25 protein-coding genes and 1 pseudogene are annotated in these 24,201 nt (G+C 59.8%); 10 read left to right on the top strand and 16 right to left on the bottom strand.

Annotated features, from left to right (window positions below):
- The 9 genes from AC19YQ_RS05800 (at nucleotide 1) to AC19YQ_RS05760 (ending at nucleotide 7,134) form a co-directional block, all read left to right on the top strand.
- On the top strand, nucleotides 1-1,233 hold the full coding sequence (locus AC19YQ_RS05800) for an NAD(P)/FAD-dependent oxidoreductase (protein WP_500594762.1): 1,233 nt from the start codon (nucleotides 1-3) through the stop codon (nucleotides 1,231-1,233).
- Nucleotides 1,230-1,985, top strand: coding sequence for a class I SAM-dependent methyltransferase (locus AC19YQ_RS05795; RefSeq protein ID WP_133076725.1), 756 nt, complete (start codon nucleotides 1,230-1,232; stop codon nucleotides 1,983-1,985). Before AC19YQ_RS05800 ends, AC19YQ_RS05795 begins: the two co-directional genes overlap by 4 nt.
- A gap of 53 nt (nucleotides 1,986-2,038) precedes the next feature.
- Nucleotides 2,039-2,509 (top strand): DUF3261 domain-containing protein, encoded by a 471-nt coding sequence (locus tag AC19YQ_RS05790; protein ID WP_338649420.1) that lies wholly within the window; start codon nucleotides 2,039-2,041, stop codon nucleotides 2,507-2,509.
- Nucleotides 2,506-3,693, top strand: coding sequence for a beta-ketoacyl-[acyl-carrier-protein] synthase family protein (locus AC19YQ_RS05785; RefSeq protein ID WP_500594761.1), 1,188 nt, complete (start codon nucleotides 2,506-2,508; stop codon nucleotides 3,691-3,693). The genes AC19YQ_RS05790 and AC19YQ_RS05785 overlap by 4 nt, the downstream gene beginning before the upstream one ends.
- On the top strand, nucleotides 3,690-4,157 hold the full coding sequence (locus AC19YQ_RS05780) for a hotdog family protein (RefSeq protein ID WP_338648912.1): 468 nt from the start codon (nucleotides 3,690-3,692) through the stop codon (nucleotides 4,155-4,157). The genes AC19YQ_RS05785 and AC19YQ_RS05780 overlap by 4 nt, the downstream gene beginning before the upstream one ends.
- The gene (gene fabG, locus AC19YQ_RS05775) at nucleotides 4,150-4,878 is read left to right on the top strand and encodes a 3-oxoacyl-ACP reductase FabG (RefSeq protein ID WP_500594760.1); all 729 of its coding nucleotides are present in this window, start codon (nucleotides 4,150-4,152) and stop codon (nucleotides 4,876-4,878) included. Before AC19YQ_RS05780 ends, fabG begins: the two co-directional genes overlap by 8 nt.
- Complete coding sequence (locus AC19YQ_RS05770) at nucleotides 4,878-6,104, top strand: beta-ketoacyl-ACP synthase (protein WP_133076729.1); 1,227 nt, start codon at nucleotides 4,878-4,880, stop codon at nucleotides 6,102-6,104. Before fabG ends, AC19YQ_RS05770 begins: the two co-directional genes overlap by 1 nt.
- A gap of 19 nt (nucleotides 6,105-6,123) precedes the next feature.
- Nucleotides 6,124-6,564, top strand: a complete 441-nt coding sequence (locus AC19YQ_RS05765) for a hypothetical protein (RefSeq protein WP_133076730.1) — start codon at nucleotides 6,124-6,126, stop codon at nucleotides 6,562-6,564.
- A gap of 387 nt (nucleotides 6,565-6,951) precedes the next feature.
- On the top strand, nucleotides 6,952-7,134 hold the full coding sequence (locus tag AC19YQ_RS05760; RefSeq protein WP_500594759.1) for a DUF6124 family protein: 183 nt from the start codon (nucleotides 6,952-6,954) through the stop codon (nucleotides 7,132-7,134).
- A gap of 133 nt (nucleotides 7,135-7,267) precedes the next feature.
- Here the strand turns inward: AC19YQ_RS05760 and AC19YQ_RS05755 are convergent, their stop codons facing one another.
- Complete coding sequence (locus AC19YQ_RS05755; RefSeq protein WP_133076733.1) at nucleotides 7,268-8,167, bottom strand: LysR family transcriptional regulator; 900 nt, start codon at nucleotides 8,165-8,167, stop codon at nucleotides 7,268-7,270.
- A 152-nt stretch (nucleotides 8,168-8,319) separates the two neighbouring features.
- Between AC19YQ_RS05755 and AC19YQ_RS05750 the strand changes: the two genes are divergently transcribed.
- Nucleotides 8,320-9,567 (top strand): MFS transporter, encoded by a 1,248-nt coding sequence (locus AC19YQ_RS05750; RefSeq protein ID WP_442800279.1) that lies wholly within the window; start codon nucleotides 8,320-8,322, stop codon nucleotides 9,565-9,567.
- 2 nt (nucleotides 9,568-9,569) lie between these two features.
- Here the strand turns inward: AC19YQ_RS05750 and AC19YQ_RS05745 are convergent, their stop codons facing one another.
- The 15 genes and pseudogenes from AC19YQ_RS05745 to AC19YQ_RS05675 form a co-directional block, all read right to left on the bottom strand.
- Nucleotides 9,570-10,013 carry a type II secretion system protein M gene (locus AC19YQ_RS05745; RefSeq protein WP_500594758.1) on the bottom strand — a complete coding sequence of 148 codons (444 nt, stop codon included), beginning with the start codon at nucleotides 10,011-10,013 and terminating at the stop codon, nucleotides 9,570-9,572.
- The gene (gspL, locus tag AC19YQ_RS05740) at nucleotides 10,010-11,101 is read right to left on the bottom strand and encodes a type II secretion system protein GspL (RefSeq protein ID WP_500594757.1); all 1,092 of its coding nucleotides are present in this window, start codon (nucleotides 11,099-11,101) and stop codon (nucleotides 10,010-10,012) included. Before gspL ends, AC19YQ_RS05745 begins: the two co-directional genes overlap by 4 nt.
- A complete protein-coding gene (locus AC19YQ_RS05735) occupies nucleotides 11,101-11,955 on the bottom strand; it encodes a type II secretion system protein GspK (protein ID WP_500594756.1) in 855 nt (284 codons plus the stop codon). Before AC19YQ_RS05735 ends, gspL begins: the two co-directional genes overlap by 1 nt.
- The gene (gene gspJ, locus AC19YQ_RS05730; RefSeq protein ID WP_326427536.1) at nucleotides 11,955-12,515 is read right to left on the bottom strand and encodes a type II secretion system minor pseudopilin GspJ; all 561 of its coding nucleotides are present in this window, start codon (nucleotides 12,513-12,515) and stop codon (nucleotides 11,955-11,957) included. The genes AC19YQ_RS05735 and gspJ overlap by 1 nt, the downstream gene beginning before the upstream one ends.
- Nucleotides 12,508-12,876, bottom strand: a complete 369-nt coding sequence (gene gspI / locus AC19YQ_RS05725; protein WP_500594755.1) for a type II secretion system minor pseudopilin GspI — start codon at nucleotides 12,874-12,876, stop codon at nucleotides 12,508-12,510. The genes gspJ and gspI overlap by 8 nt, the downstream gene beginning before the upstream one ends.
- The gene (gspH, locus tag AC19YQ_RS05720) at nucleotides 12,866-13,354 is read right to left on the bottom strand and encodes a type II secretion system minor pseudopilin GspH (protein ID WP_500594754.1); all 489 of its coding nucleotides are present in this window, start codon (nucleotides 13,352-13,354) and stop codon (nucleotides 12,866-12,868) included. The genes gspI and gspH overlap by 11 nt, the downstream gene beginning before the upstream one ends.
- A 3-nt stretch (nucleotides 13,355-13,357) precedes the next feature.
- A complete protein-coding gene (gene gspG / locus AC19YQ_RS05715; RefSeq protein ID WP_500594753.1) occupies nucleotides 13,358-13,810 on the bottom strand; it encodes a type II secretion system major pseudopilin GspG in 453 nt (150 codons plus the stop codon).
- 3 nt (nucleotides 13,811-13,813) lie between these two features.
- Entirely contained in the window at nucleotides 13,814-15,025 is a 1,212-nt protein-coding gene (gspF, locus tag AC19YQ_RS05710; RefSeq protein WP_500594752.1) for a type II secretion system inner membrane protein GspF, read from the bottom strand.
- A 2-nt stretch (nucleotides 15,026-15,027) separates the two neighbouring features.
- Nucleotides 15,028-16,500 (bottom strand): annotated as a pseudogene (gspE, locus tag AC19YQ_RS05705) (type II secretion system ATPase GspE).
- Entirely contained in the window at nucleotides 16,497-18,422 is a 1,926-nt protein-coding gene (gene gspD / locus AC19YQ_RS05700; protein ID WP_500594751.1) for a type II secretion system secretin GspD, read from the bottom strand. The pseudogene gspE and the gene gspD overlap by 4 nt, the downstream one beginning before the upstream one ends.
- Nucleotides 18,423-18,431: 9 nt before the next feature.
- A complete protein-coding gene (locus AC19YQ_RS05695; RefSeq protein ID WP_500594750.1) occupies nucleotides 18,432-18,965 on the bottom strand; it encodes a type II secretion system protein N in 534 nt (177 codons plus the stop codon).
- A 56-nt stretch (nucleotides 18,966-19,021) separates the two neighbouring features.
- The gene (locus tag AC19YQ_RS05690; protein WP_500594749.1) at nucleotides 19,022-19,534 is read right to left on the bottom strand and encodes a cytochrome b; all 513 of its coding nucleotides are present in this window, start codon (nucleotides 19,532-19,534) and stop codon (nucleotides 19,022-19,024) included.
- 73 nt (nucleotides 19,535-19,607) lie between these two features.
- On the bottom strand, nucleotides 19,608-21,080 hold the full coding sequence (gene gbpA, locus AC19YQ_RS05685; protein WP_339474909.1) for an N-acetylglucosamine-binding protein GbpA: 1,473 nt from the start codon (nucleotides 21,078-21,080) through the stop codon (nucleotides 19,608-19,610).
- A 389-nt stretch (nucleotides 21,081-21,469) separates the two neighbouring features.
- Complete coding sequence (hemE, locus tag AC19YQ_RS05680; RefSeq protein WP_133076746.1) at nucleotides 21,470-22,537, bottom strand: uroporphyrinogen decarboxylase; 1,068 nt, start codon at nucleotides 22,535-22,537, stop codon at nucleotides 21,470-21,472.
- A 229-nt stretch (nucleotides 22,538-22,766) separates the two neighbouring features.
- Nucleotides 22,767-24,185 carry an FAD-dependent oxidoreductase gene (locus AC19YQ_RS05675; RefSeq protein ID WP_133076747.1) on the bottom strand — a complete coding sequence of 473 codons (1,419 nt, stop codon included), beginning with the start codon at nucleotides 24,183-24,185 and terminating at the stop codon, nucleotides 22,767-22,769.
- Nucleotides 24,186-24,201: the final 16 nt, after the last annotated feature.

The raw sequence follows: 24,201 nt of genomic DNA, 5'->3' as shown, positions 1-24,201 counted from the left end.
ATGGAACGTCGTCAGGTTGTCGTGATTGGCGCAGGGCCGTCCGGCGCCATCGCTTCAGCCTTGCTCAAACGCAAGGGCCACGATGTGTTGATCATCGAGCGCCAACACTTCCCGCGCTTTTCCATTGGTGAAAGTCTGCTGTCGCACTGCATCGACTTCATCGAAGAAGCGGGCATGCTGGAAGCGGTACAAGCGGCCGGTTTCCAGCTCAAAAACGGCGCCGCCTTCGCCTGGGGCGAGCACTACAGCGCCTTCGATTTTGGTGACACGTTCAGCAACGGCAAACCCACCACCTTTCAGGTACAACGCGCCGATTTCGACAAGTTGCTGGCCGATCAGGCCGCCTTGCAAGGTGTTGAAATCCGCTACGGCCAGACCGTGATCGCCACCGATGTGGAACGGGCCAGACCGTTGCTGGACATTGAGCGCGAAGACGGCAGCCGCTATCAGGTCGAAACCGACTTTATCCTCGACGCCAGCGGCTATGGCCGCGTGCTCCCGCGCTTGCTCGATCTTGAAGCGCCGTCGAATTTCCCGGTGCGCCAGGCCGTATTTACCCACGTTGAAGACCGCATTGATTGCGACGGCTTTGATCGAAACAAAATCCTCGTGACCACTCATCCGACCCAGCGCGACATCTGGTTCTGGAGCATTCCGTTCAGCAATGGCCGCTGCTCGGTGGGCGTGGTCACGGCGGCTGAACATTTTGCCGGGCGCAGCGAAAACCTCGACGAGTGCCTGCGCAGCTTCATCGACGAGACCCCTAGCCTGCAACGCGTGCTGGCCAATGCTGTGTGGGACACTGCGGCGCGCACCATCCGCGGCTACTCGGCCAACGTCAAAACCCTGCACGGCCCGGGTTTTGCGCTACTGGGCAATGCCGCCGAGTTCCTCGATCCGGTGTTCTCTTCGGGCGTGACCATTGCCATGCGCTCGGCCAGCATGGCCGCTGGCGTACTGCACCGTCAGTTGCAAGGCGAGGCCGTGGACTGGCAAGCCGAGTTTGCCGAACCGCTCAAGCGCGGGGTCGACACCTTCCGCTGCTACGTCGAAGGCTGGTACGCCGGCACTTTCCAGGACGTGATCTTCCACCCTGACAGCTCGCCACAGATCCGCCGCATGATCAGCTCGATCCTGGCGGGCTATGCCTGGGATGAAAACAACCCGTTTGTCAGCGAACCCAAGCGCCGTTTGCGCATGCTGTCGGACATTTGCGCTACGGAGTCGCCATGAAACCTCTGAGCGATACCTACGTTGAAGAAACCCGTCTGGGCTTCTGGTTTTTGCGCAGCCACACCTGGCAGCACCATGTGCTGCGGGTGGCCATCAATGACCTGCGCAGCCTGTTCAGTGAAGAACTGCCAAGCGCGCCGGTGATTCTGGATGCCGGTTGCGGCCAGGGAAAATCGTTCCAGTATCTGCATAAAACCTTCACCCCCACGCGTCTGGTTGGCCTGGATGCCGACCCGCTGAGCCTGCAATTGAGCGCAGAAGAAGCCCGGCGTCAGGGCATCGACATCGAACTGATCGGCAGCGACTGCGCTGAACTTGACGTGCCGGATGCCAGTGTCGACATCCTGTTCTGCCACCAGACCTTCCACCATCTGGTGCAGCAGGACCGGGCACTGGCCGAGTTTTACCGGGTGCTCAAACCGGGGGGGTACTTGCTGTTTGCCGAGTCCACCGAAGCCTACATCGACACCTGGGTGATCCGCTGGTTGTTCCGCCACCCCATGCATGTGCAGAAAAGCGCGGAGCAATACCTGGACATGATCCGTGATCAGGGTTTTGAATTCGGTCCGCAAAATGTCTCATACCCCTACCTGTGGTGGAGCCGCTCCAAGGATTTCGGTCTGCTGGAGCGCTTGGGCGTGCTCAAGCCAAAACCGGTGGGCCAACGGGAGGAAACCCTGGTCAACGTGGTGGCGCGCAAGCCCCAATCCCCTGTGGGAGCGGATTTACTCGCGACAGGATCGCTGCGGTGAATCCGTTGAACCGAGTTGCCTGCTTCGCGAGCACGCCCGCTCCCACACGGATAATGTTTGTGTGGTTGTTGATGTGCATGCTGCTCAGTAGCTGCACCAGCTTGCCGCTGCCCAGGCACACCCCAACCCTGGCCTTGCCCATGCAGTTGCATATCCAGCGTGAACACGCCGATGAGCGTCAGGACTGGTTACTGGTGATTCAGCAGGAAAATGCCGGGCTGCGCTGGTCATTGATGGACCCGCTGGGCATTCCTCTGGCACGTCAATTGTTGCAGGACGGCACCTGGCACGCCGATGGTCTGTTGCCGCCCAATCCCGAAGCCCGCGAGCTGTTCGCGGCGTTATTGTTTGCACTGACGCCTGCGGCTGAATTGTCGGTTAATTATCCACAGGCAACCGCTGAACCTGATCGGCGCTTCATGGAACAGCGCTGGCAAGTGCAGTACCTGCAACCCCGGGTCTTTCGTATCGATATGAAGGGCGATCTGCACTACCGGATCAGCCCGCTGGAGGCCGCCCCATGACTGCTTACCTCAATGCCCTGGGCGTGGTCTGTTCGCTGGGTCGCGGCGCCGATGAAGTCGCGCGCAAGCTGTTTGCCGGTGACTGCTCGGGCATGCAGCGTCAAAGCGGCTGGGTGCCAGAGCGCTCAATCACCCTCGGCGCGGTCAGCGGCGAGCTGCCTGCAATTGCGGCTGAACTCAGCCCGCAATGCAGTCGCAACAATCAGTTGCTGCTCGACGCTGCGTTGCAGATCAAAGACGACATCGAACAGGCGATCCAGACGTTCGGCCGCGAGCGCATTGCCGTTGTGCTGGGCACCAGCACCTCGGGCATCGATGAAGCCAGCCGTGGCATTGCCCACTACTTGCAACATCAACAGTTCCCCGGCGATTACGACTATCAGCAGCAAGAGCTGAGCGCACCGGCCACGTTTCTGGCCGACTGGCTGAACATCAACGGGCCGACCTATGTGATTTCTACCGCCTGCACCTCCAGCGCCCGCGCCCTGATGAGTGCCCAGCGACTGCTGGACATGAACCTGTGCGACGTGGTGCTGTGCGGCGGTGTCGACACGCTGTGCAAACTCACGCTCAACGGCTTTTCATCGCTGGAAGCCGTGTCGGATGAACGCTGCAACCCCTTTTCGGTGAACCGCCACGGCATCAATATCGGGGAAGCGGCGGTGCTGTTTGTGATGAGCAAGCAACCCGCGGGCACTCACTCCATCGCCCTGCTCGGCGCGGGCGCCAGCAGTGATGCGCACCATATTTCCGCCCCTGAACCCTCCGGGCGCGGCGCAGCTCAAGCCATGCACAAGGCTCTGGGTCGTGCGGGTTTGCAGCCCGCGCACATCGGCTATCTGAACCTGCATGGCACCGCCACCCTGCACAACGACGCGATGGAAAGCCACGCCGTGACACAGGTCTTCCCCCAAGGCGTGCCGTGCTCTTCGACCAAACCCATGACCGGCCACACCCTGGGTGCGGCAGGGGCACTGGAGGCCGCCTTTTGCTGGCTGAGCCTGACCCACGGCGATGCCCTGCCCCCGCACGTCTGGGACGGTCAACCCGACCCGGGGCTGCCTGCGCTGAACTGGGTAACGCCCGGCCAGACCCTGGCCCCGGCGCCACAACGCTGCCTGATGAGCAACTCGTTTGCCTTCGGCGGCAATAACGTCAGCCTTATTATCGGAGACGCCCCATGATTGATTGGCCGCTCGCCGAACTGCTGCCCCACGCTGGCGACATGATCCTCATCGATCAGGTGCTGGCGTTTGATGAAGAGCAGATTCAAACCTGTCTTACCGTGAACGCAGGCGGTTTGTTCAACCGCGAAGACGGCAGCCTCCCCGCGTGGGTGGGCGTTGAGCTGATGGCGCAAAGCGTCGCTGCCTACGCCGGTTGCCACGCCCGCCTGCAAGGCCGTCCCGTGGCGCTGGGCTTTTTGCTCGGCACCCGCAAATTTGAATGCAACGTCGAACACTTTCCCCTCGGTGCCCAACTGCACATCCACGCGCTGCGCTCGCTGGAAGACGACAACGGCATGGGCGTGTTCGAGTGTCACCTCACCGGCCCCGGCATCCGTGCCAGCGCCCGCCTGAACGTGTTCCGTCCGCCCCAGGCTGAAAACTACCTTGCTCAAGCATCCCAGGAGACCCGCCATGACTGAGTCTATTTTGGTCACAGGCTCCAGCCGTGGCATCGGCCGCGCCATTGCCCTGCGTCTGGCGCAAGCCGGTTTTGACCTGGTGCTGCATTGCCGCAGTGGCCGCAGTGAAGCCGACGCCGTCATGGCTGAAGTCCAGGCATTGGGCCGCAGCGCACGGGTGCTGCAATTCGACGTGTCGGATCGCGCACAATGCAAAGCCTTGCTCGAAGCCGATGTTGAAACCCACGGTGCCTATTACGGCGTCGTGCTCAACGCCGGGCTGACCCGCGACGGTGCGTTCCCGGCCCTGAGCGAAGACGATTGGGACGTCGTGATGCGCACCAACCTCGACGGTTTCTACAACGTGCTGCACCCGGTCATGATGCCCATGATCCGTCGCCGTGCTGCCGGGCGCATCGTCTGCATCACTTCGGTATCGGGCCTGATCGGCAATCGCGGCCAGGTCAACTACAGCGCCTCCAAGGCGGGCTTGATCGGCGCCGCCAAGGCCCTGGCCATCGAACTGGGCAAACGCAAAATCACCGTCAACTGCGTTGCGCCGGGGTTGATCGACACCGCCATGCTCGACGAAAACGTACCGGTAGAAGACCTGATGAAAATGATCCCCGCCCAACGCATGGGCACCCCGGAAGAAGTCGCCGGGGCGGTTAACTTTTTGATGTCGGCCGAAGCGGGTTACATCACCCGTCAGGTGCTGGCCGTCAATGGAGGCTTGTGCTGATGAAGCGCGTTGTCGTCACCGGCATGGCCGGTATCACCTCCCTGGGCAGTGACTGGGCCAGCATCGAAGCCAACTGCGTGGCCGGGCGCAGTGGCATTCGGCGCATGGACGAGTGGGACCGCTTCACCGAACTCAACACGCGGCTGGCCGGGCCGATTGATGACTTTGCGGTGCCTGCGCACTGGACCCGCAAACAATTGCGCAGCATGGGCCGCGTCTCGCGCCTGGCCGTTGGCGCAGCGGAGATGGCCTTGCAGGATGCCGGCTTGCTGGGCAACCCGATCATTCGTGACGGGCGAATGGGCGTGGCCTGCGGCTCGTCCACCGGCAGCACCGATGAGATCAAGGCATTCGGCAATATGCTGCTCAACTCCGTGGCGGACGGCCTCAATGCCAACAGCTACGTGCGCATGATGCCGCACACCACGGCGGCCAATATCAGCATCTTCTTTGGCCTGACCGGGCGCCTGATCCCCACTTCCAGCGCGTGTACCAGCGGCAGCCAGGGCATCGGTTACGCCTACGAGGCCATCAAGTTCGGCCGTTTGCCCCTGATGCTCGCGGGCGGTGCAGAAGAACTGTGCCCCACCGAAGCCATGGTGTTTGACGCCCTCTACGCCACCAGCCTGAAAAACGACGCGCCGCACACCAGCCCGCGTCCCTATGACAAGGGCCGTGACGGCCTGGTCATCGGCGAAGGCGGCGGCATGCTGGTGCTTGAAGAGCTGGAACACGCACTGGCCCGTGGCGCGCATATCCATGCTGAAATCGTCGGATTTGGCAGCAACGCCGACGGCCAGCACACCACCCGCCCGGAAGTCAGCACCATGCGCCGGGCGATGGAGCTGGCACTGGAAGATGCGGGCATTGGCGCGCAGGCCATCGGCTACGTAAACGGCCACGGCACCGCCACCGAGCAAGGCGATATTGCCGAGACCCTGGCCACCCGCGAGCTGTTCGGCACACACATGCCCATCAGCTCCCAGAAAAGCTATCTGGGCCACACCCTGGGCGCCTGTGGCGCGCTGGAATCGTGGTTCAGCATCGAAATGATGAACAGCGACCGCTACCTGCCCACGCTCAACCTGGATGAAGTCGATCCCCGTTGCGGCGAACTGGACTACCTGCGCGACGAATTGCGCGTCATGCACAACGATTACGTGATGAACAACAACTTTGCCTTTGGCGGGGTCAACACCTCGTTGATCTTCCGTCGCTGGGTTTAACACCTCTGGAGCCAATGGAATGCCTTACTTGCTGCGTATTACCCTGATAGCCCTTGCCCTGCTGGGCACCGTGTCCTGCACCAGCAAACCCATTCAGAACCCGGACCGCACCTTGCATGCCTCGATCCACAGCGACCGTGCGCAAATGCAGCAAGCCATCGTCAAAGCCCTGGTCGGGCGTGGCTGGACGGTGCAAAAAATCACCCCCCAGCAGGTGCAGGCGCAGATCACCGTGCGCGAGCAATACCACGCTGAAATCGACATTCCGTACAGCGCCGACCATTACCGTATCCAGTACCGCGACAGCAGCGGCCTGGACTACAAGGACGGCAAGATCCACAAGAACTACATCCGCTGGGTGCGCCTGCTGGACCGCGATATCGTGCGCGACCTCAAGGACAACCAGAATGAACGCACGGCCAAACAGCTGTCTGAAGCGGCGCTGGTAAAACCGTTGTAAGCCTCAGAAATGACAAAGGCGCCTTTCGGCGCCTTGTTTACAAACAAACTGGCTTGTCATCGCCAGCGCACAATAAATGCTCTATTGATGACCCTGCGCGAGAGCGATCCCTTTCCTTCGCAGGACTATTCCTAGACAATTCCTGGGCCTTGCGCCTGTCTCTTTCGATGGCTAGCCTGCGGTTCGTCACTCCTCATGGGTGACCGGACGTGCAAGTCCGATTGATACGGCAATGCAACGCCAGCCCGGTTTATGGCGGCTGTGCGTGGGAGACTTTCGAGTCTGCCGAGTTCCGTATCCTCGGTCTTGCACACCCGCGCACAGCTGCCACCCTCTTTGTGTGCAAGCAAATGGTGAAAGCTCCCAATCGATACGGAAGACCTCACCATGACTCACACACACGATCACGAACAAACCCTCGAACACACCGATGAACTGCTGCGCTGTGCTATCGCCACGGCCTATGCGTCGGCCGATAACCTGCAAGGCCTCAACCGCGATGTGGCGCTGGCAGTGGTGCATCTGATTCATCAGGTCAAAGCGTCTGTGGATAAGTTGATGGCCCGCTAGGCACGACCTGAATATGGATTTGCTCGCGGACAAGCCCGGGCCTGAACACAGTTCTCTGTGGGAGCGGGCTTGCTCGCGATTGGATCGATACGGTTTGCCTGAAAAGCCGCAGTGCCTGAATCGAGGGCAAGCCCTAAACCCTGGCCACCGTTTTACGGGTCAGTAAATCCGCGAACGCATTCGCCATCGGTGAGTTGCTGCCCTTGCGCTGCACCAGCCACACCGCCGTGTTGGCATCCGGATCAAGCAGCGGCCGATAGACCACGCCCTTGATGCGCATATGCTGGAACGACGCCGGCAACACCGACACCCCCAGCCCCGCCGACACCAGCCCGATGATGGTCATGGCTTCACCCGCTTCCTGTGAAAAGTGCGGGCTGAAACCCGCCTGGCGCGCCAGGCTCAATAACTGCGCATACAAACCGCTGCCATAACTGCGCGGGAAGAACACAAAAGGCTCATCCGCCAACGCCGCCAACTGCAAGCCATGGTCACTGCCTTCAGCCAAGGGGTGATCGGCGCGGATCACCGCCACCAGCGGCTCACGAAACAACTCCACGGCACTTAACGACTCTGGCAACGCCAGCGGACGCATGATGCCGACTTCAATGGTCTCATCCACCAACCCCTCGGCCACCTCACGGCTGCTCATTTCCTTGAGGTTCAGGTGCACCGCCGGGAATGCCTGGCGGAACGCAAAAATGGCCTGGGGAATGCTGGAATTGAACGGTGCCGAGGAGGTAAAGCCGATCTTCAATTCGCCCAGTTCACCCAGCTGCGCGCGACGGGCCACGTCGGCCGCCTTGTCGACCTGGGCCAGCACCAGTCGCGCCTCTTCCAGAAACAATCGCCCGGCTTCACTGAGCTCAACCCGACGGTTGGTGCGATCAAACAAACGCGCCCCCAGTTCCTGCTCCAGCGCCTGTATTTGCTGGCTCAGGGGCGGTTGCGAGATACCCAGCAACTGCGCCGCCCGGCCGAAGTGCAGCTCTTCGGCGACGGCGATGAAGTAGCGCAAATGGCGCAATTCCATACAAGCTCCATTGAGTCGTTAAACCTATCAAACAGGTCGAACAATATATTGGAAAGAATCGTTAGCTGCCTATATTCTTTCGTCATTGCCGCTCGGCTTTACCGCAATTTGAGGTCCCCGTGAAAACTGCTGCTGCACCGCTCGCCCACGAAATCCCGCCGTCCGCGCTGGATGATGTTGTCTCCCAACTCAATGATGTGTTTATCGAGAAAGGCACGCCGATGTTTATGCGCACGGTGCTGGCGCTGTTCTCGGGGGGCTTTGCGACTTTTGCGCTGCTGTATTGCGTGCAACCGATGATGCCGGTGCTGTCCCATGAGTACGGGATCAATGCGGCACAAAGCAGTCTGATCCTGTCGGTCGCCACGGCGATGCTGGCCATTGGTCTGCTGATTACCGGGCCTATTTCCGACGCCTTTGGGCGCAAACCGGTGATGGTATTTGCACTGTTTTCTGCAGCAGCCTTTACATTGCTCAGCGCCATGATGCCGACCTGGGAAGGCGTGCTGATCACCCGGGCGCTGGTGGGTTTGTCGCTCAGCGGTCTGGCAGCCGTGGCGATGACTTACTTGAGTGAAGAAATTCACCCGCAGCACATCGGTTTGGCCATGGGTTTGTACATTGGCGGTAACGCCATTGGCGGGATGAGCGGGCGGTTGATCAGTGGCGTGTTGATCGACTTTGTGAGCTGGCACACCGCGATGCTGGTCATCGGCGGCCTGGCCCTGGCCGCCGCGATGATCTTTGTGAAGATCCTGCCCGAGTCGCGCAACTTCCGCCCCCGTGCCATGAACCCGCGCAGCCTGCTGGACGGGTTCACCATGCATTTTCGCGATGCGGGCCTGCCGTGGCTGTTTCTCGAAGCCTTCTTGCTGATGGGCAGCTTTGTGACGTTGTTCAACTACATCGGCTATCGCCTGCTGGCTGACCCTTACAACATGAATCAGGCGCTGGTGGGTTTGCTGTCCATTGTCTATCTGTCGGGCATCTACAGCTCGGCGCAAATTGGCGCGCTGGCCGACAAGCTGGGCCGCCGCCGTGTGCTCTGGGCCGTGATTGTGCTGATGCTGGCCGGGATCGCACTGACCCTGCTCGAACCCATCGCGTTTGTGATTATCGGCATGCTGATGTTCACGTTCGGCTTTTTCGGTGCGCATTCGGTGGCCAGCAGCTGGATCGGCCGCCGGGCCATCAAAGCCAAGGGGCAGGCATCGTCGCTGTACCTGTTCAGCTACTACGCCGGGTCGAGCGTCGCCGGGACCCTGGGTGGCGTGTTCTGGCATCTCGCAGGCTGGAACGGTATTGGCGCGTTTATCGTCGGCATGTTGCTGATTGCGCTGCTGGTGTCGCTGCATCTGGCCCGATTGCCGGTGCTGCCGGGCAATACCCGCCTCCTGTAGCGTCAGTTGTTGATCTGCAGCCGGGCCTGGAGGCTGCTGTCGCGCTTCTCCAGGCTCAGACTTTCGAAGCGGGCGCCCTGTTGCTCGATGCGGTTGAGCCAGCCCAGCACCGCAACCGCATCCCCGCTCAGGGTGATGCGTACAACACCGGCGTCCAGCTCGAACTGCTCGACATTCAACCCCGAACTCGCAGCACTTTCGCTCAAGCGCGCGGCTAATGGCTGACCAGAATCCTGCGCGGCTGACGCTGGCCTGGCCCGCTGGACTTCATCCGCGAGTGCCACGTTCTTAAGGTACAGCCCTTGAGCCGCCACCAACCTCTGCTGGGCCGGCAACCAAAGCCCATAGGCACAGAATACAACCAGCAAAAACACCGCCAGCCCGCCACACAGTTGACGATCTCGACGCGACAAGTGCTGCCAGCGCTCACGCAGATGCGCTTTCATATAACGTCCTTCAGGGTGAGTAATGCCTGCACCCGGCTGCCCTGCTGGCTGGCAGTGCCCAGGATGACGGGCAGTGCGTTCTGCACACCCCGCGTACGCAGGTATTCAAGCTCGGCGAAGCTGGCGGCGGTGATAGTGAGTACCCAGCCGACATCCGTGCGCCATTCCATCTGTTGCACTTCAACACTGCTGGCACCTATCACCTGTTCAGTCAGTTGCACCAGCCGCGCCATATGACCACTGTGCGGGGCAGCCGCTTGTTGTTGCAGTGCCCTGAGTTGCGCGGACAGGTCAACAATACGGGTTTGCTCGGGGTAGAGGGTCTTGAAGCGCTGCTCACTCAGGGCCTGCAAGCGCGCCGCTTCACCTTCCAGAAAACTGCTGCGCCAATGGGTGAAGCCCAAGGCCAGGGCAAATATGATCAAAAACCCGGCACCGACTCGCCGCCACGGCAAACCCTTGATCAGGGGACGAAGCTCGCCTTGCAACAGGTCGATAGCGCCTTTGGGGGGAGCATTGCAATCGAAGTCCCGCTCAGTCAGTTGTGTGGGCAAAGCGCTTTTTACAGCCGCCAGCGCCTGCTCTGTCAACGCCAGCCTGGCCTCCAACGCCCCCCCAATAATCCAGCGCCCATCCCACCAGGCCATGCAGGCCTGATCGTGGGGTAACACGTCGGCGTCCGCCTGCACGCTGACAATGTTCAACCCACGCTCATGCAGGTGTGCCAATAACCCCTGAAAGCGTTGTTTATGGGTAATCAGCAATGGATAGCGCTGCTGGGCATCCGCCGGGCCGACGGCGATGTGCAGCTCATCAAGGTCCCCCGCCAGTTGATCTTCCACGGCGAAGGCCAGTGCTTGCACGCTGGGCCGACGCCTGCCGGGCCAAGGCTCCGTCAATAGCCAGGTGCACATCTCCATCGGCAGGATCAATCTCACCTCATGGTCTTTCAGTCCGGCCGCAGCCGCGCTCAGTGAGGTGTTTTCAAGGGGGGCGCCGTCGCGCCAGACGATTACGCGGGCGTGCTCGAAGTCTGGATCAGCACTGTGGGCAAAGCCTTCGACCGTGAGATAAAGCCAACTGTTCATCAAGAGGATTCGCTGTGTTGGGGCGCTAAAAAGCGCCGCTGCAGGAGGTGCCACTTCCCGGTTTCAAGATTTCGCGCTACATCGCTTTCAAGGCGCAAACGGCTTTGCCCCAGTCGCACCTCGGTGGTGATCCGAAACCAGCGGCTGCCAATCCCCAGGCCCTGGCTTTGGACCCCAAGCCCGATCAGCGCGGGTACAAAGGTAAAGTCCTGCACGCTGGCGTAGCCTTGCAGCGGGCGCTCGGCCACCAGCCTGCGCGCCATGTCTGGCGTCACGCCCTCAAGGGTCGCCAGCAGCGTGGCAGGCGCGGTGTTGATGTTCAGCAGCCCGCCTTTGCCCAACAACGCGAGCCAGGGCTGCATGCGCGTCAACCACCGGGCGTCGACACCGGGTACCTGACGCAATTGGCTGATATCGCTCAGGCTCAGCCCCTGGAGAGTACTGGCGGGTACGGGGGTGACTTCACGCAGGGTTTGCAGGCGCAACCAGCGTTGCGCGATCACTTCATCGACGGGCGCTTTGCCGAGCAAGGCAGTCATGTCAAAGCGCCCGGCCAAATCTTCGATGTGTACCTCAATCCGGGCATTTTCGCTGTCCAGTGCCGGAGTCCCCGTGGCCCAGCCTTGCCCCGCAGCCACGACTGCTTTTGGATCGACCAGCACATCGCGCAAGCGCTGACGCCCCCAGGTTTCTCCGGCAATGCTCAACTGGCGCAATTGCAGTTGGTGAAGTTGTTGAGCGCTGCTGTGCAAGGCCAGTCGATGGCTGCGCAGCATGCCCGCGGTGATCAACAGCGCCAGGCTCATGACCAGCAAAACGGTGAGTAACGCGATACCTTGCTGGGCTTTGCGCATTACTCCCCCTCCGGCAGTAACAGCACGCGGCGAACTCGCTCAAAGCGCCCGACCGAAAACTGGACTTCCAGGGCTTTGGGCGCTGTCTTGGGGGCCGCCTTGCCGGTGGGCCAATCGCTGCGCCAACCGGTGTGTTCGTCGTATAAGCGCCAGCTCATGTCACGCACATCGCCAAGCAGTTTTTGTTTTTGCAGCACGGGTAAATCCACACCTTGGCTGTAGCGCCAGAGCACACCGTTTTCGAGTTGATAGCTGATGTCTTGAAGCTCGCTGCGCGGCTGGCCCAGCGGGTTGCGCCAATTGCCTCGGCGCAGGGTGAGTTCATTGGGCAATACCCTGAAGCCCGGCTGCCTGGCCGAGGTCTGGACCTGCAACACATCGCGCTCGATCATCGCAACGGCTCGCTGCAAGCTGCGGAGGGATTGTTCGTGAGCACTGCTGCTGCGCTCGGCGCGCACGATGGCGTCAAACAAGCGCCAGCAGCCTATGCCCAGCAACGCAAAAATCGCGATGGCGATCACCAGTTCGAGCAACGTAAAACCCGCCTGTGGCTTAGTCATGTGTGGCGCCGATCCAGTGGGTCACCGATTGCACAGTCTGTTCGCTGCCCGCCGGGCTGACGCTGAGCTCAACCCGCAGCAAACCCGTGCCAGGCTCGGACACGATGCGTTGGCTCACGCGCCAGTCGCGTTGTGCATAGCTCAGGTGAAGGGCTTTTTGCCCCGGCGCCGGTGGCGGGGTTTGCAGCTGCAATTCGCTGAGGTGGTTGTCGGCCAACCAGGCGCCCAACAGCCGGGCCTCAACCCGCGCACTTTGCCCCAGCACATACTGGCTGGCAGACATGAGCGCCGCCGCCAGCGTGGCGAACACGGCGAGTGCAATCATGATTTCCAGCAAGGTGAAGCCTTTTTCAGCTTTCATATCGGGACTCGGGTACGTCAATCACGGCATCAGCCAGGCCATCGCTAACGATGCTGCGCCAGCGCTGCGGCGGGCTGTCGAGGTGCAGTTCAAATGCCGTGTTTTCATCGCTGCTCAACCACAACAACTGCGGCGTGACCGAACCCGCTGTCAGTGGCTGATCCTGACCATCCAGCGTCAGCGCCAGTACCAGCCCCACAGGCAACAACACCCGTGGTTCGACTGCCTGCCACTGCTCACCTTCAAAGCGCATCAGTTGGTAGGCCCCGGGCTCCAGCCGCAGACCATATTCCTGCCCCTCAAGCACGGCCTTTTCGCGCAAGCCGTGGATCAGGCCAAGTAACACGTCTGCCTCCTGACGCGCATTGCGGGCGTTGTTGTCGCCAAGGCTGATATGCACCATCGAAACGAGCACGCCGATCAACACCATGACCACCATCAGCTCGATCAGGGTGAAACCGGCCGCCGCTCGACGCATGCCTCAGTTGCTCCAGTTGCCGATATCGGCGGCATACCCTTCACCGCCAGGCACCCCGTCGGAGCCAAAGGAAAACAGGTCATAACCCGCCGAGTGAGTGCCCGGATTCAGGTATTGATAAGGCGTGCCCCAAGGGTCCAGCGGCATGCTTTTCAGATACCCCTGGGGGTTCCAGTTTTTCACCACCGGGCTGCCAGAGGGCTGTTTGGTCAGGGCTTCCAGACCCTGCTGGGTGGAGGGGTAGTTGAAGGTATCAAGACGGTACATTTCCAGGGCGGTGGCGATCGCCTGAATATCGGTGCGCGCAGCGGTCACTTTGGCCTGGTCCGGACGGCTCATGAATTGCGGAACCACGATGGCGCCGAGTACGCCGATAATCACCACGACCACCATAATTTCAATCAGGGTGAAGCCGCGTTGAGAGGATTTAGCAGAGGATTTGGCAGGGAGTGTCATCAGTCAATTCACCAGTTGATTAAGACTAAGAATGGGCAACAGGATGGCCATGACGATCAGTAAAACCACGCCGCCCATCAGCACCAACATGATCGGTTCAAACAAGCTCACCACCAGCGCGATGCGCGCCGCGAGGTTTTTTTCCTGTTGCTCGGCGGCGCGCGCCAGCATGCTGTCCAGCTCACCGGCGCGTTCGCCGCTGGCGATCAGGTGCAGCATCATCGGGGGGATATCGCCACTGCGCTCCAGCCCTCGGGCCAGGGTGCCGCCTTCACGTACGGAACGGGCGACATCCAGCATGCGTTGGCGAATGGCCAGGTTGGCAATCACCGTGGCCGAGATTTCCAGGGCATCTACCAACGGCACGGCGCTCTTGCCCAAAATCGCCAGGGTGCTGGCAAAGCGTGCGGCTTCCATCGCACGCAGCACCGGGCCCACCAGCGGCAGGTTGAGTTGCAGTACATGCCAGCGCAGCTTCAGCCGGGGTTGACGCAAGGCCCAGCGGGCAGCGCCTGTCCCCGCCATCAGGAGCATCAGCAGGAGCCAGCCGTAGCGGCGCAAACCGTTGCTCATGGCGATCATGGCCTGGGTCAACGGGGGCAGAGGCTGGCCGCTGTTGATAAATATTTTGACCACGTCGGGCACCACATAGCCGAGCAAAAAGCCGACGATGGCCACCGAGGCGAACATCAGGATCATTGGATAGACCAATGCCAGCTGAATTTTCTGGCGCGAGGCCTGGCGGGCTTCGGTGTAGTCGGCCAGTTGCTCCAGCACATGGCCCAGATGGCCGCTGCGCTCACCGGCGGCGACCGTTGCCCGAAACAGCTCCGGGAATGCACGCGGGAATGCCGACAGCGCCGTGGCCAATGCATGACCTTCCGTGACACGGTTGCGCACGGCGGCCAAGACGTTGCTCACCGCCGTTTTATCACTTTGCGCGGTCACTGCGGACAAGGCTTCTTCCAGTGGCAAACCGGCATGAATCAGGGTCGCCAATTGGCGTGTGAGCAAGGCCAGGTCAGTGACCCCAAGCCGCGTACCCGCCTGCCCATGCCGACCGCCAGGGCGGCTTTTTTTAGCCCCGCTCAAACGGGTGATGCGCAAGCCCCGCTCACGCAGTATCTGGCGTGCATGGCGAGCGCTGTCGGCCTCTTGCTGGCCTCGGCAGGTGCGTCCATTGGCGTCCTGCGCCTGATAGTCAAAGGCTGGCATGCTCAGTCCGCCTGGGTGACGCGCAGCAGTTCATCGAGGCTGGTCAGGCCTTCAAGCACCAATCGCTGACCGTCTTGAAACAGGCTGGGGGAACGTTGGCGCGCCTCCCGTGCCAAGTCCGGTTCGCTGGCACCCTGATGGATCAAATCAGCCAGGGCCGGAGTGATGCTGACCAGTTCGTAGATGCCGGTGCGCCCACGGTAGCCTTGCTGACAGTGGCTGCAACCCTGGGCGCGATACAGGGTCGGGGCGGCTTGGGTGTCAAGTCCCAGCCGGGTGCAGGTTGGAGGATCGGCGGGGTACGGGACTTTGCAGTCGGGACACAGGGTGCGCAGCAGGCGCTGGGCCAATACCCCGACCAGGGACGAAGCCAGCAAGTAGGCGTCGACCCCCATGTCCACCAGCCGGGTCACTGCGCCAATGGCGCTGTTGGTGTGCAGGGTCGACAGCACAAGGTGCCCGGTCAAGGAGGCTTGCACGGCGATTTCTGCGGTTTCGCGGTCGCGGATTTCACCCACCATGACCACATCCGGGTCCTGGCGCAAAATCGCCCGCAAGCCTCGGGCGAACGTCATGTCGGCCTTGGTGTTGACCGGTGTTTGGCCGATGCCCGGCAGGTGATATTCCACCGGGTCTTCGACCGTCAGAATATTGCGGTTGGGGTGGTTGAGATGGCTGAGTGCGGCATACAGGCTGGTGGTTTTGCCCGAGCCCGTGGGGCCGGTCACCAAAAAGATCCCGTGGGGACGCGCCAGGATCTGCTCAAACCGGTTCAGGGTGGCGGCGGGCATGCCCAGGCATTTGAGATCCAGGCGCCCGGCCTGCTTGTCGAGTAAACGCATCACCACGCGCTCGCCGTGGGCCGAGGGCAAGGTCGAAACCCGCACATCCACTTCATGCCCGGCCAGGCGCAGGCTGATGCGGCCATCCTGGGGCACGCGCTTTTCAGCAATATCCAGCCGGGCCATGACCTTGATCCGTGACACCAGCAAGTTGGCCAGTTCGCGCTTGGGCCTGAGGACTTCGCGCAGTTGACCGTCGATACGCATGCGCACCGACAGGTAATGCTCGAAGGTTTCAAGGTGTACGTCCGAGGCTTTCTCGCGCATGGCTTCGCGCAACAAGGCGTTGATCAGCCGAATGATCGGGGCATCATTTTCTTGCTCCAGCAGGTCGGCGGTCTGGGGCACTTGTTCGGCCAGGCTCATGAGGTCAAGGTCGTCGTCCAGCCCCTGGGCCACCTGCTCGGCGGCACTGTGGCCGGCGCTGTAGCTGTTGGCCAGGCGCTCGCCGAATTGCGCATCCGCGATCACCTACACGGTCACTTCATGGCCTGCCCAGCGCCGCACTTCGGCCAGTGCGCTCAAGGGGGTGTCTGCTCGAACCAACAGGATCGGCGGCATTGAAGAGGCGTCCAGCAGCACCCCGAAACGTCGGGCGAAGCTGAATGGCAAACGTGCGGGTATCAGAGTCATGGGCGCTGGGCTTTGGGCTGACGCAGATCCACCGCCGATGGATCTTGCAGCCTGGCGTCGAACATTTGATTCGCTTTGCTGGGCAACAACCGAGCGTTTTTGTCTTTGCCAGCGGGCTGGCTCAGGTTGCGCAAGGTGTTGTAGCGGGCTTCGCTGATCTCACGCAGGTCCTGTTTGCTGCGCACAATGGTCGGGCGCAAAAACACCATCAGGTTGGTTTTGGTGTGGGGATCCTTGTTCCAGCGAAACAACGCACCCAGATACGGAATGCTGCGCAGCAATGGCACGCCACTCACTTGGGTGCGCACACTGTCTTTGATCAACCCGCCAATCACGATGATTTCGCCGTCTTCAGCCAGGATGGTGCTTTTTAAAGCGCGCTTGTTGGTGATCAAATCGGTCGAGTCGATGCCTTGCAACGAAGGCGCAATCTCGGAGTTTTCCTGGGCGACTTCCAGGCGCAGCGAACTGCCATCGTTGATGTGGGGTTTGATCTTGAGGCTGATGCCGATGTCCTGGCGGGTCACGGTGGTAAAGGGGTTGTTGGAGTTCTCGCCGGAGCCCGTGTAGGAGCCGGTTTTGAACGGTACGTTTTGCCCCACCAGAATTTCGGCTTCCTGGTTATCCAGCGTCAGCAGGCTGGGCGTGGACAGCACATTGTTGTTGGTATCGCTGGCCAGGGCCGAGATCAGCGCATTGAAACGATCGCCGCCCACTTGCAACACGCCTCCTTCAGGCAGTTTTGCATTGCTCGCGGACAAGGCACCGATCTGAATGTTGGTGCCGGGAAAGCTGATCCCGCCCGTGGCACCACCGGTGTTCACTCCCCATTGCACGCCAAGGGTTTCAACAATATCCCCGGAAATTTCAACAATGGCGGCGTGGATCAACACCTGTGAGCGAGGCTGATCGAGTTGGCGCACGATGCTTTCAAGGGTCCTGACCTGCGCGGGATCAGCCATCAGCACCAAGGCGTTCTGGCTTTGATCGGCCGCCACCATCACCTCACGAGACGACGCTTTTTGGCTGGCACCGGCCAGCGCGGTCTCTTGCTTCATGCCTTGACCCACGGCCAGCAGCACCTCGGCCAACAGCTTGGCATCACTGTGACGCAGACGAATGACACGCGAGTTTTCTTGCTGGGCGTTGGCCGGTGTGTCCAGCGAACGGGCCAGCGCGCTTAAACGCTTGCGCATGGCTTCACCGCCCAAAATCACCAGACGATTGGCCGACATGTCTGCAATCACCTGGCTGCTCGCGCCCGTGGCTTTTTTATCCAGTGACTGCTCCATGACCTTGGCGATGTCACTGGCCAGCCCATGTTTAAGCTCGACCACGGAATGGCCATAACGGGTACCGGCATCCAGCTGACGCACGATATCGGCAATACGCCGGGTATTGGCTACGGTGTCGGTGATGACCAGCGCATTGGTCGAGGCCGAAGGCCCCACGTAGCCATTGTTCGACACCAGAGGCCGCAACAGGCCTGCCAGGTCGGCGGCAACGCTGGCATTGAGTTCGATCACACGGGTCACAAATGCCTGGGCCGGGGCAGATCGGGTATCCGTATTACCTGCCTGGGCCTTGGCCTCGGCTACTGGAATGATCAATAAACGATCACCTTGATCGATGACGGAGAACCCCTGCGCATCCAGCACTGCGTAGAACAACCGGCGCACGCCTTCACGATCCAGTTCCTGCTCGGAGATCACCGTGATCCGCCCCTGCACCCGAGGATCAAGCACCACGGTCGTGCCCAGTACCGCAGACATTTCCTGCACCACATCACGCAGCTCGGCATCCTTCATTGCCAACTTCCAGTACTGCCCGGCGGCAGTGGCCGAAGTGTGAAACAGCAGTGCGCAGGACATGACCCCGCACGCCAAAAATTGGCCGATGCTTAACGTATTGAATGGGGTCATGGCATTTCTCTATGGTTGGCCAACAAGGGGCCGCAGATGGACTGAAGTGGCTAGCGGATCGGGGCTGCCGGTAGCTGATGCAGGTAACACATGCCGACTGGCGGGCTTGAGCGTGAGGCGCTCTTCACGACCATTTCGCCACAGCACGACATGGCCAACCTCGACACGACGCAAAACGCTGCCACCGGGTAAAAGATCACCCACCGAGTAGAAGCGGCTGCTTTGTGCGCCGGCCAACAGCGCTTGAGACGGGCCTTGAGTCGATACAAAACTGGCCCGCAACTGCAAGGCTTCCGCGCTCGGCACCCAGGCAGCCTGGGTGTTCAGGCCCATCACCGTGGCAATGGCTTGGGCTTTAAAAGGCTGGGCCGCAGGCACAACCGGCGCACTGACAGGAGCAAACTCGCGGGCCGGGCCCAAGGCGGCGCGATACTGCAGTTCTTGCCATGCCAGATAACTGCCATAGACCAAAGGCAATACCAGCAGCCCCCCGCTCATTGCTGATGCCCCATAACGGATAATCACGCGCTTAAAACTGTTCAAGACCGCCTCACCTGGGTGCCTTTGCAGTCCCGCCAGGCCCTGCAGTTAATTGTGCGTCACGAAAACATGCGCTTGATGATGGGTCGGCCTGCACAGTGGTGCTTGATCACCGCTGCCACATGCACACTCACCAACAAGACCAATACTGCGCAGGCTTGTGTATGAATAAGGGCAAATAATTCATGCAATTGGCTGTTTTCCATGGGCGCTGGGAAACTCACACTATTAAAAAAACTGATCGGTACGTCCATCATCAAAACACCTGAAATCAGAACCGTTAAAACCGTCAGATACAGCAGGGTATGGATAAAAAAAGCCAGCCATGGCGCAAGATTATTAACGTCCACTGTAGCCGGACAACCTCGACCAAATGACACACAAAGTCTGAGTATAAAAACGGGTATCAGCAGCAGCCCTAACGAAACATTCATGTCGCTAATAACTTGCTTATAACTGACAGCCTCAGCGACAAGCCCTATATAAAAACCCGACATCATCAACCAAATAATCAACACTGCAGAGACCCCATGGAGCACTTTCTGCAATGTCGAGTAGTTAATAGTCTTCATCGAAGCTTATTCCCTGATCTTTCCAGCAAACCGGGCTGTTCATGATTAACAGCCCGGTGTTGTTCAGGACTGCTTACTTCTCAGTCCATGCCATGTTCCAGTGCGAGCCGGTACCCGGTTCAAACTGAGTGGCTGTAGGCGAGTACTGTGCGCAGTAACCCGAAGCAGGCCACGGCTTGCACTCGTACACCTGGCCGTTTTTTGGCTGCAACACAGTGGTACCTGCCTTGTAAGCCTTGAAACCTTCAGGGTAGATGGCATCGTACTGCTGACCGCCACCTTCGCCGGTCAGGGTCAATGTTTTCAACTCCTGGAAGTTTTCACGACCATCTGCACTGCTGGCAATCAGCTTCAAAGCGTGAGCACCCGGGGCGCTGCTGACGTCTACGATCAACGGTGCAGTGGTCGCGTTCACGTTTTGCTTGGTGTAGCCCACTTGTTTGTTGGCTTCGTTGTAGACCGTCGCTTCAACCGTAAGGTTTTTGTTGGTCATCAGGGTCAAGCCAATAGCGGCTTTGCCTTTGTCCAATACGTACTCGGCGGCAACGTCATGCACGTGCATGTAGGCGGCCGGATCTGGAACCATCTGGGTCAGCAACTGGTAGTTGGTGACACCGCTTTGGGCCTTGGCGTAGAAAGTATTGGCACCTTTGATTGGCTCAATGACGCCTTCTTCGTTGCGAATACCGGCACGTACCGACTTGTTGCTCGCGTTCACGGTTTGCGCCAACTTGTAGGACCAGTTTTCTGGCAAGCCTTCTGTTACGGAGTCGATGCCGATCGAGAAGCTGTATTCGGCACTTTCCGCACTGCCGGTAAAGGCTCGAGCCTTGACGGTGTCGCCTGGCAGCAATGAATGAGTCGGCGTCAACGCCCCGACTTTGGTCCAGCCATCAGGCGCTGCCCCTTCAGCGGTGATATTGACATCCACCACGTCGTAGAAAGCTGCCGCAGTGTCGTCTACTGTCCATGCTCCCAAAATCACGTGCTGACCCGTGCGGTCTGCCGGAATCACACAGGCGTGTTTTTTGGCTGCCGGGCCATTGCCGCCCGCTGCGCCATCGATGGGTACGCCACCGCCGCCTTCAACGCTGCAAAACGGGGTCGTATCAAAGTCATCGCGGGTGAGGGGCCGATTAGGGTTCCAATCGGTTTTGGTGATGAAGTATTCCCACTTGGTACTTTTATGGGCAGCGGTGTAGAACCAGCTGAATTCAATGTTGCGGTCCTTGATTTCGCTCAGATGCCAGCGGGTTGCAGACTGGGCATCCAGAGCCGAGAACATGGCATTGCCACCGCTCGGGATCTTGCCATCGGCAGGTCCAAAGGCAGGGAAGCCTTTAGGGGCTTCACCCACTGTTTGCGGCTCATATTCAGCTGGACCACAGTTGGTATTCAGGGCCAAGCGACAGGCATACGCGCGTGACGGTGGCTCGTTCATATAACCATGTGCAACCGCCTGTTGCGACGCGAACAGAGAAGCCAGTAGAGTCAGCGAAGATGCACACCCCATCAAAGCCCCAGACTTAGATAGTGCAAATTTCATATAAGAGTTCCTTAGTTTTTATTAGGCAGCCGTTACGACTGCTATTTTTGGCACTGCATATTCGAACAACGCACGCAACATCACAGAAAACGATGACCCTTAAGTCATGGCTTCAATAAAGAAACATATAGACATATTTAACCCCCACCAAAAGCGACATTCGCATGGTGAACATGCCGCCCCAAGTAATATTTTTTACTAAAACAAATAAAGCAATAGCGCTCGGATTTTACGGAGGCGTATAGATATGTATGTAGGAAACTTCCTGCAAGGATGTAGGAATATGAATTAGTTATTCAATAGCCATTGTCATAGTCACAACCCATAACTGATGTAAATATCAGCCAAAAAAAACCCCGGCATTCGCCAGGGTTTTTTAAAAATCGAGCTTACTCGTGATACTGCCCCGAGAACTCGTGCACTGCGCTGATGAAAGCACCGGCGTGCTCCGGCTTCACTTCCGGGGTGATGCCGTGACCCAGGTTGAATACATGGCCCGAACCCTTGCCGTAGCTGGCCAGGATGCGTTTGACCTCGGTGCGGATTGCTTCCGGGTTTGCGTACAGCACGGTCGGGTCCATGTTGCCTTGCAGCGCAACCTTGTTGCCCACTCGCTTGCGGGCTTCGCCCAGGTCGCAGGTCCAGTCCAGACCCAGCGCATCGGCGCCAGCATCGGCAATGCTTTCCAGCCACAGACCGCCGTTCTTGGTGAACAGGATGACCGGCACTTTGCGGCCTTCGTGCTCGCGGATCAGGCCGCTGACGATTTTGCGCATATAGGCCAGGGAGAACTCCTGGTACGCCGCAGACGACAGGTTGCCGCCCCAGGTATCGAAGATCTGCACCGCTTGCGCACCGGCCAGGATCTGCCCGTTGAGGTAAGAAGTGACCGACTGCGCCAGCTTGTCGAGCAGCAAGTGCATGGCTTGCGGGGTGTCGTAGAGCATGGCCTTGGTTTTACGGAAGTCCTTGGAGGAGCCGCCTTCAACCATGTAGGTGGCCAAAGTCCACGGGCTGCCGGAGAAGCCGATCAGGGGCACGCGACCATTCAGTTCCTTGCGGATGGTGCTGACGGCGTTCATCACGTAGCCGAGGTCTTTTTGCGGGTCGGGAATCGGCAACGCTTCGATGTCGGCCAGAGTGCTGACGACTTTTTTGAAGCGGGGACCTTCGCCGGTCTCGAAGTACAGGCCCTGGCCCATCGCATCGGGGATGGTCAGGATGTCGGAGAACAGGATGGCCGCATCCAGCTGCGGGAAACGGTCCAGAGGCTGCATGGTGACTTCACACGCGAATTCGGCGTTCTTGCACAGGCTCATGAAGTCGCCGGCCTTGGCGCGGCTGGCACGGTACTCCGGCAGGTAGCGACCGGCCTGACGCATCATCCAGACAGGCGTTACGTCTACGGGTTGCTTGAGCAAAGCGCGAAGGAAACGGTCATTCTTGAGAACAGTCATGTCAGCATCCGGAAAAAAAGTGGGGGCATTTTCTCAGAGACGGACGCAAAAGGCACGGCAAGTGCCGTGCCTTTTATCTATCGGGGCGATTTGTCGCGGTTTAACGTCTTATTTGGCAACACCGCGAAACAACTGTGGGAGCGAGCTTGCTCGCGATACAGACAACTCGATTGATCAGCAGACCGAGTTGATCCCATCGCGGGCAAGCCCGCTCCCACAGGGGATCGGGTTACACGCCCAGGTAATCCATGATCCCTTCAGCCGCAGTACGGCCTTCGAAGATAGCGGTCACGACCAGGTCCGAGCCGCGCACCATGTCGCCACCGGCAAAAATCTTCGGGTGGCTGGTCTGGTGCTTGAATTTCGACTGCTCGGGCGCAATCACGCGGCCCTGGCTGTCGGTCTGGATGTCGAACTGCTCGAACCATGACGCCGGGCTTGGGCGGAAACCAAAGGCGATGATCACGGCGTCTGCCGGGATGATCTCTTCAGAACCCGGGATCGGCTCAGGGCTGCGTCGGCCACGGGCATCCGGCTCGCCGAGACGGGTCTCGACCACCTTCACGCCTTCAACCTTGCCTTCACCAACAATGGCAATCGGCTGACGGTTGTAAAGGAACTTCACGCCTTCTTCCTTGGCGTTCTTCACTTCTTTACGGGAGCCGGGCATGTTGGCTTCGTCACGACGATACGCACAGGTCACCGATTTGGCGCCCTGGCGAATCGAAGTACGGTTGCAGTCCATGGCCGTGTCGCCGCCACCCAGTACCACAATCTTTTTGCCTTTCATGTCGACGAAATCTTCCGGCGACTTTTCAAAGCCCAGGTTGCGGTTGACGTTGGCGATCAGGAAGTCGAGTGCATCGTGCACGCCTGGCAGGTCTTCACCGGCAAAACCACCTTTCATGTAGGTGTAGGTGCCCATGCCCATGAAGACGGCGTCGTACTCGGCCAGCAGCTGTTCCATGCTGATGTCCTTGCCGATTTCGGTATTGAGGCGGAACTCGATACCCATGCCGGTGAACACTTCGCGACGGTGGCTCAGTACGGTTTTTTCCAGCTTGAACTCAGGGATACCGAAGGTCAGCAGGCCGCCGATTTCCGGATTCTTGTCGAAGACCACCGGGGTCACACCACCACGTACCAGCACGTCGGCACAGCCCAGGCCCGCAGGACCCGCGCCGATAATGGCCACACGTTTGCCGGTCGGGACGACCTTGGACATGTCCGGGCGCCAGCCCATGGCGAACGCGGTGTCGGTGATGTACTTCTCCACCGAACCGATGGTCACCGCGCCAAAACCGTCGTTGAGGGTGCAGGCACCCTCGCACAGGCGGTCTTGCGGGCACACCCGGCCACAGACTTCGGGCAGGGTGTTGGTCTGGTGCGACAGTTCGGCGGCGGCGAGGATGTTGCCCTCGGCCACCAGCTTCAGCCAGTTGGGAATGAAGTTATGCACAGGGCATTTCCATTCACAGTAAGGGTTGCCGCAACCCAGGCAGCGGTGGGCCTGCTCGGCCGACTGCTGGGGTTTGAAGGGTTCGTAGATTTCCACGAACTCTTTTTTGCGTTGACGTAACAGTTTCTTCTTCGGATCTTTGCGCCCGACATCGATGAACTGGAAGTCGTTACTCAGACGTTCAGCCATGGTTAAAACCTCATCA

The sequence above is a fragment of the Pseudomonas sp. MF06569 genome, assembly GCF_059862735.1.
Note: the sequence above shows the minus strand (reverse complement) of the source record. Positions and strands in the feature narration are given on the sequence as shown.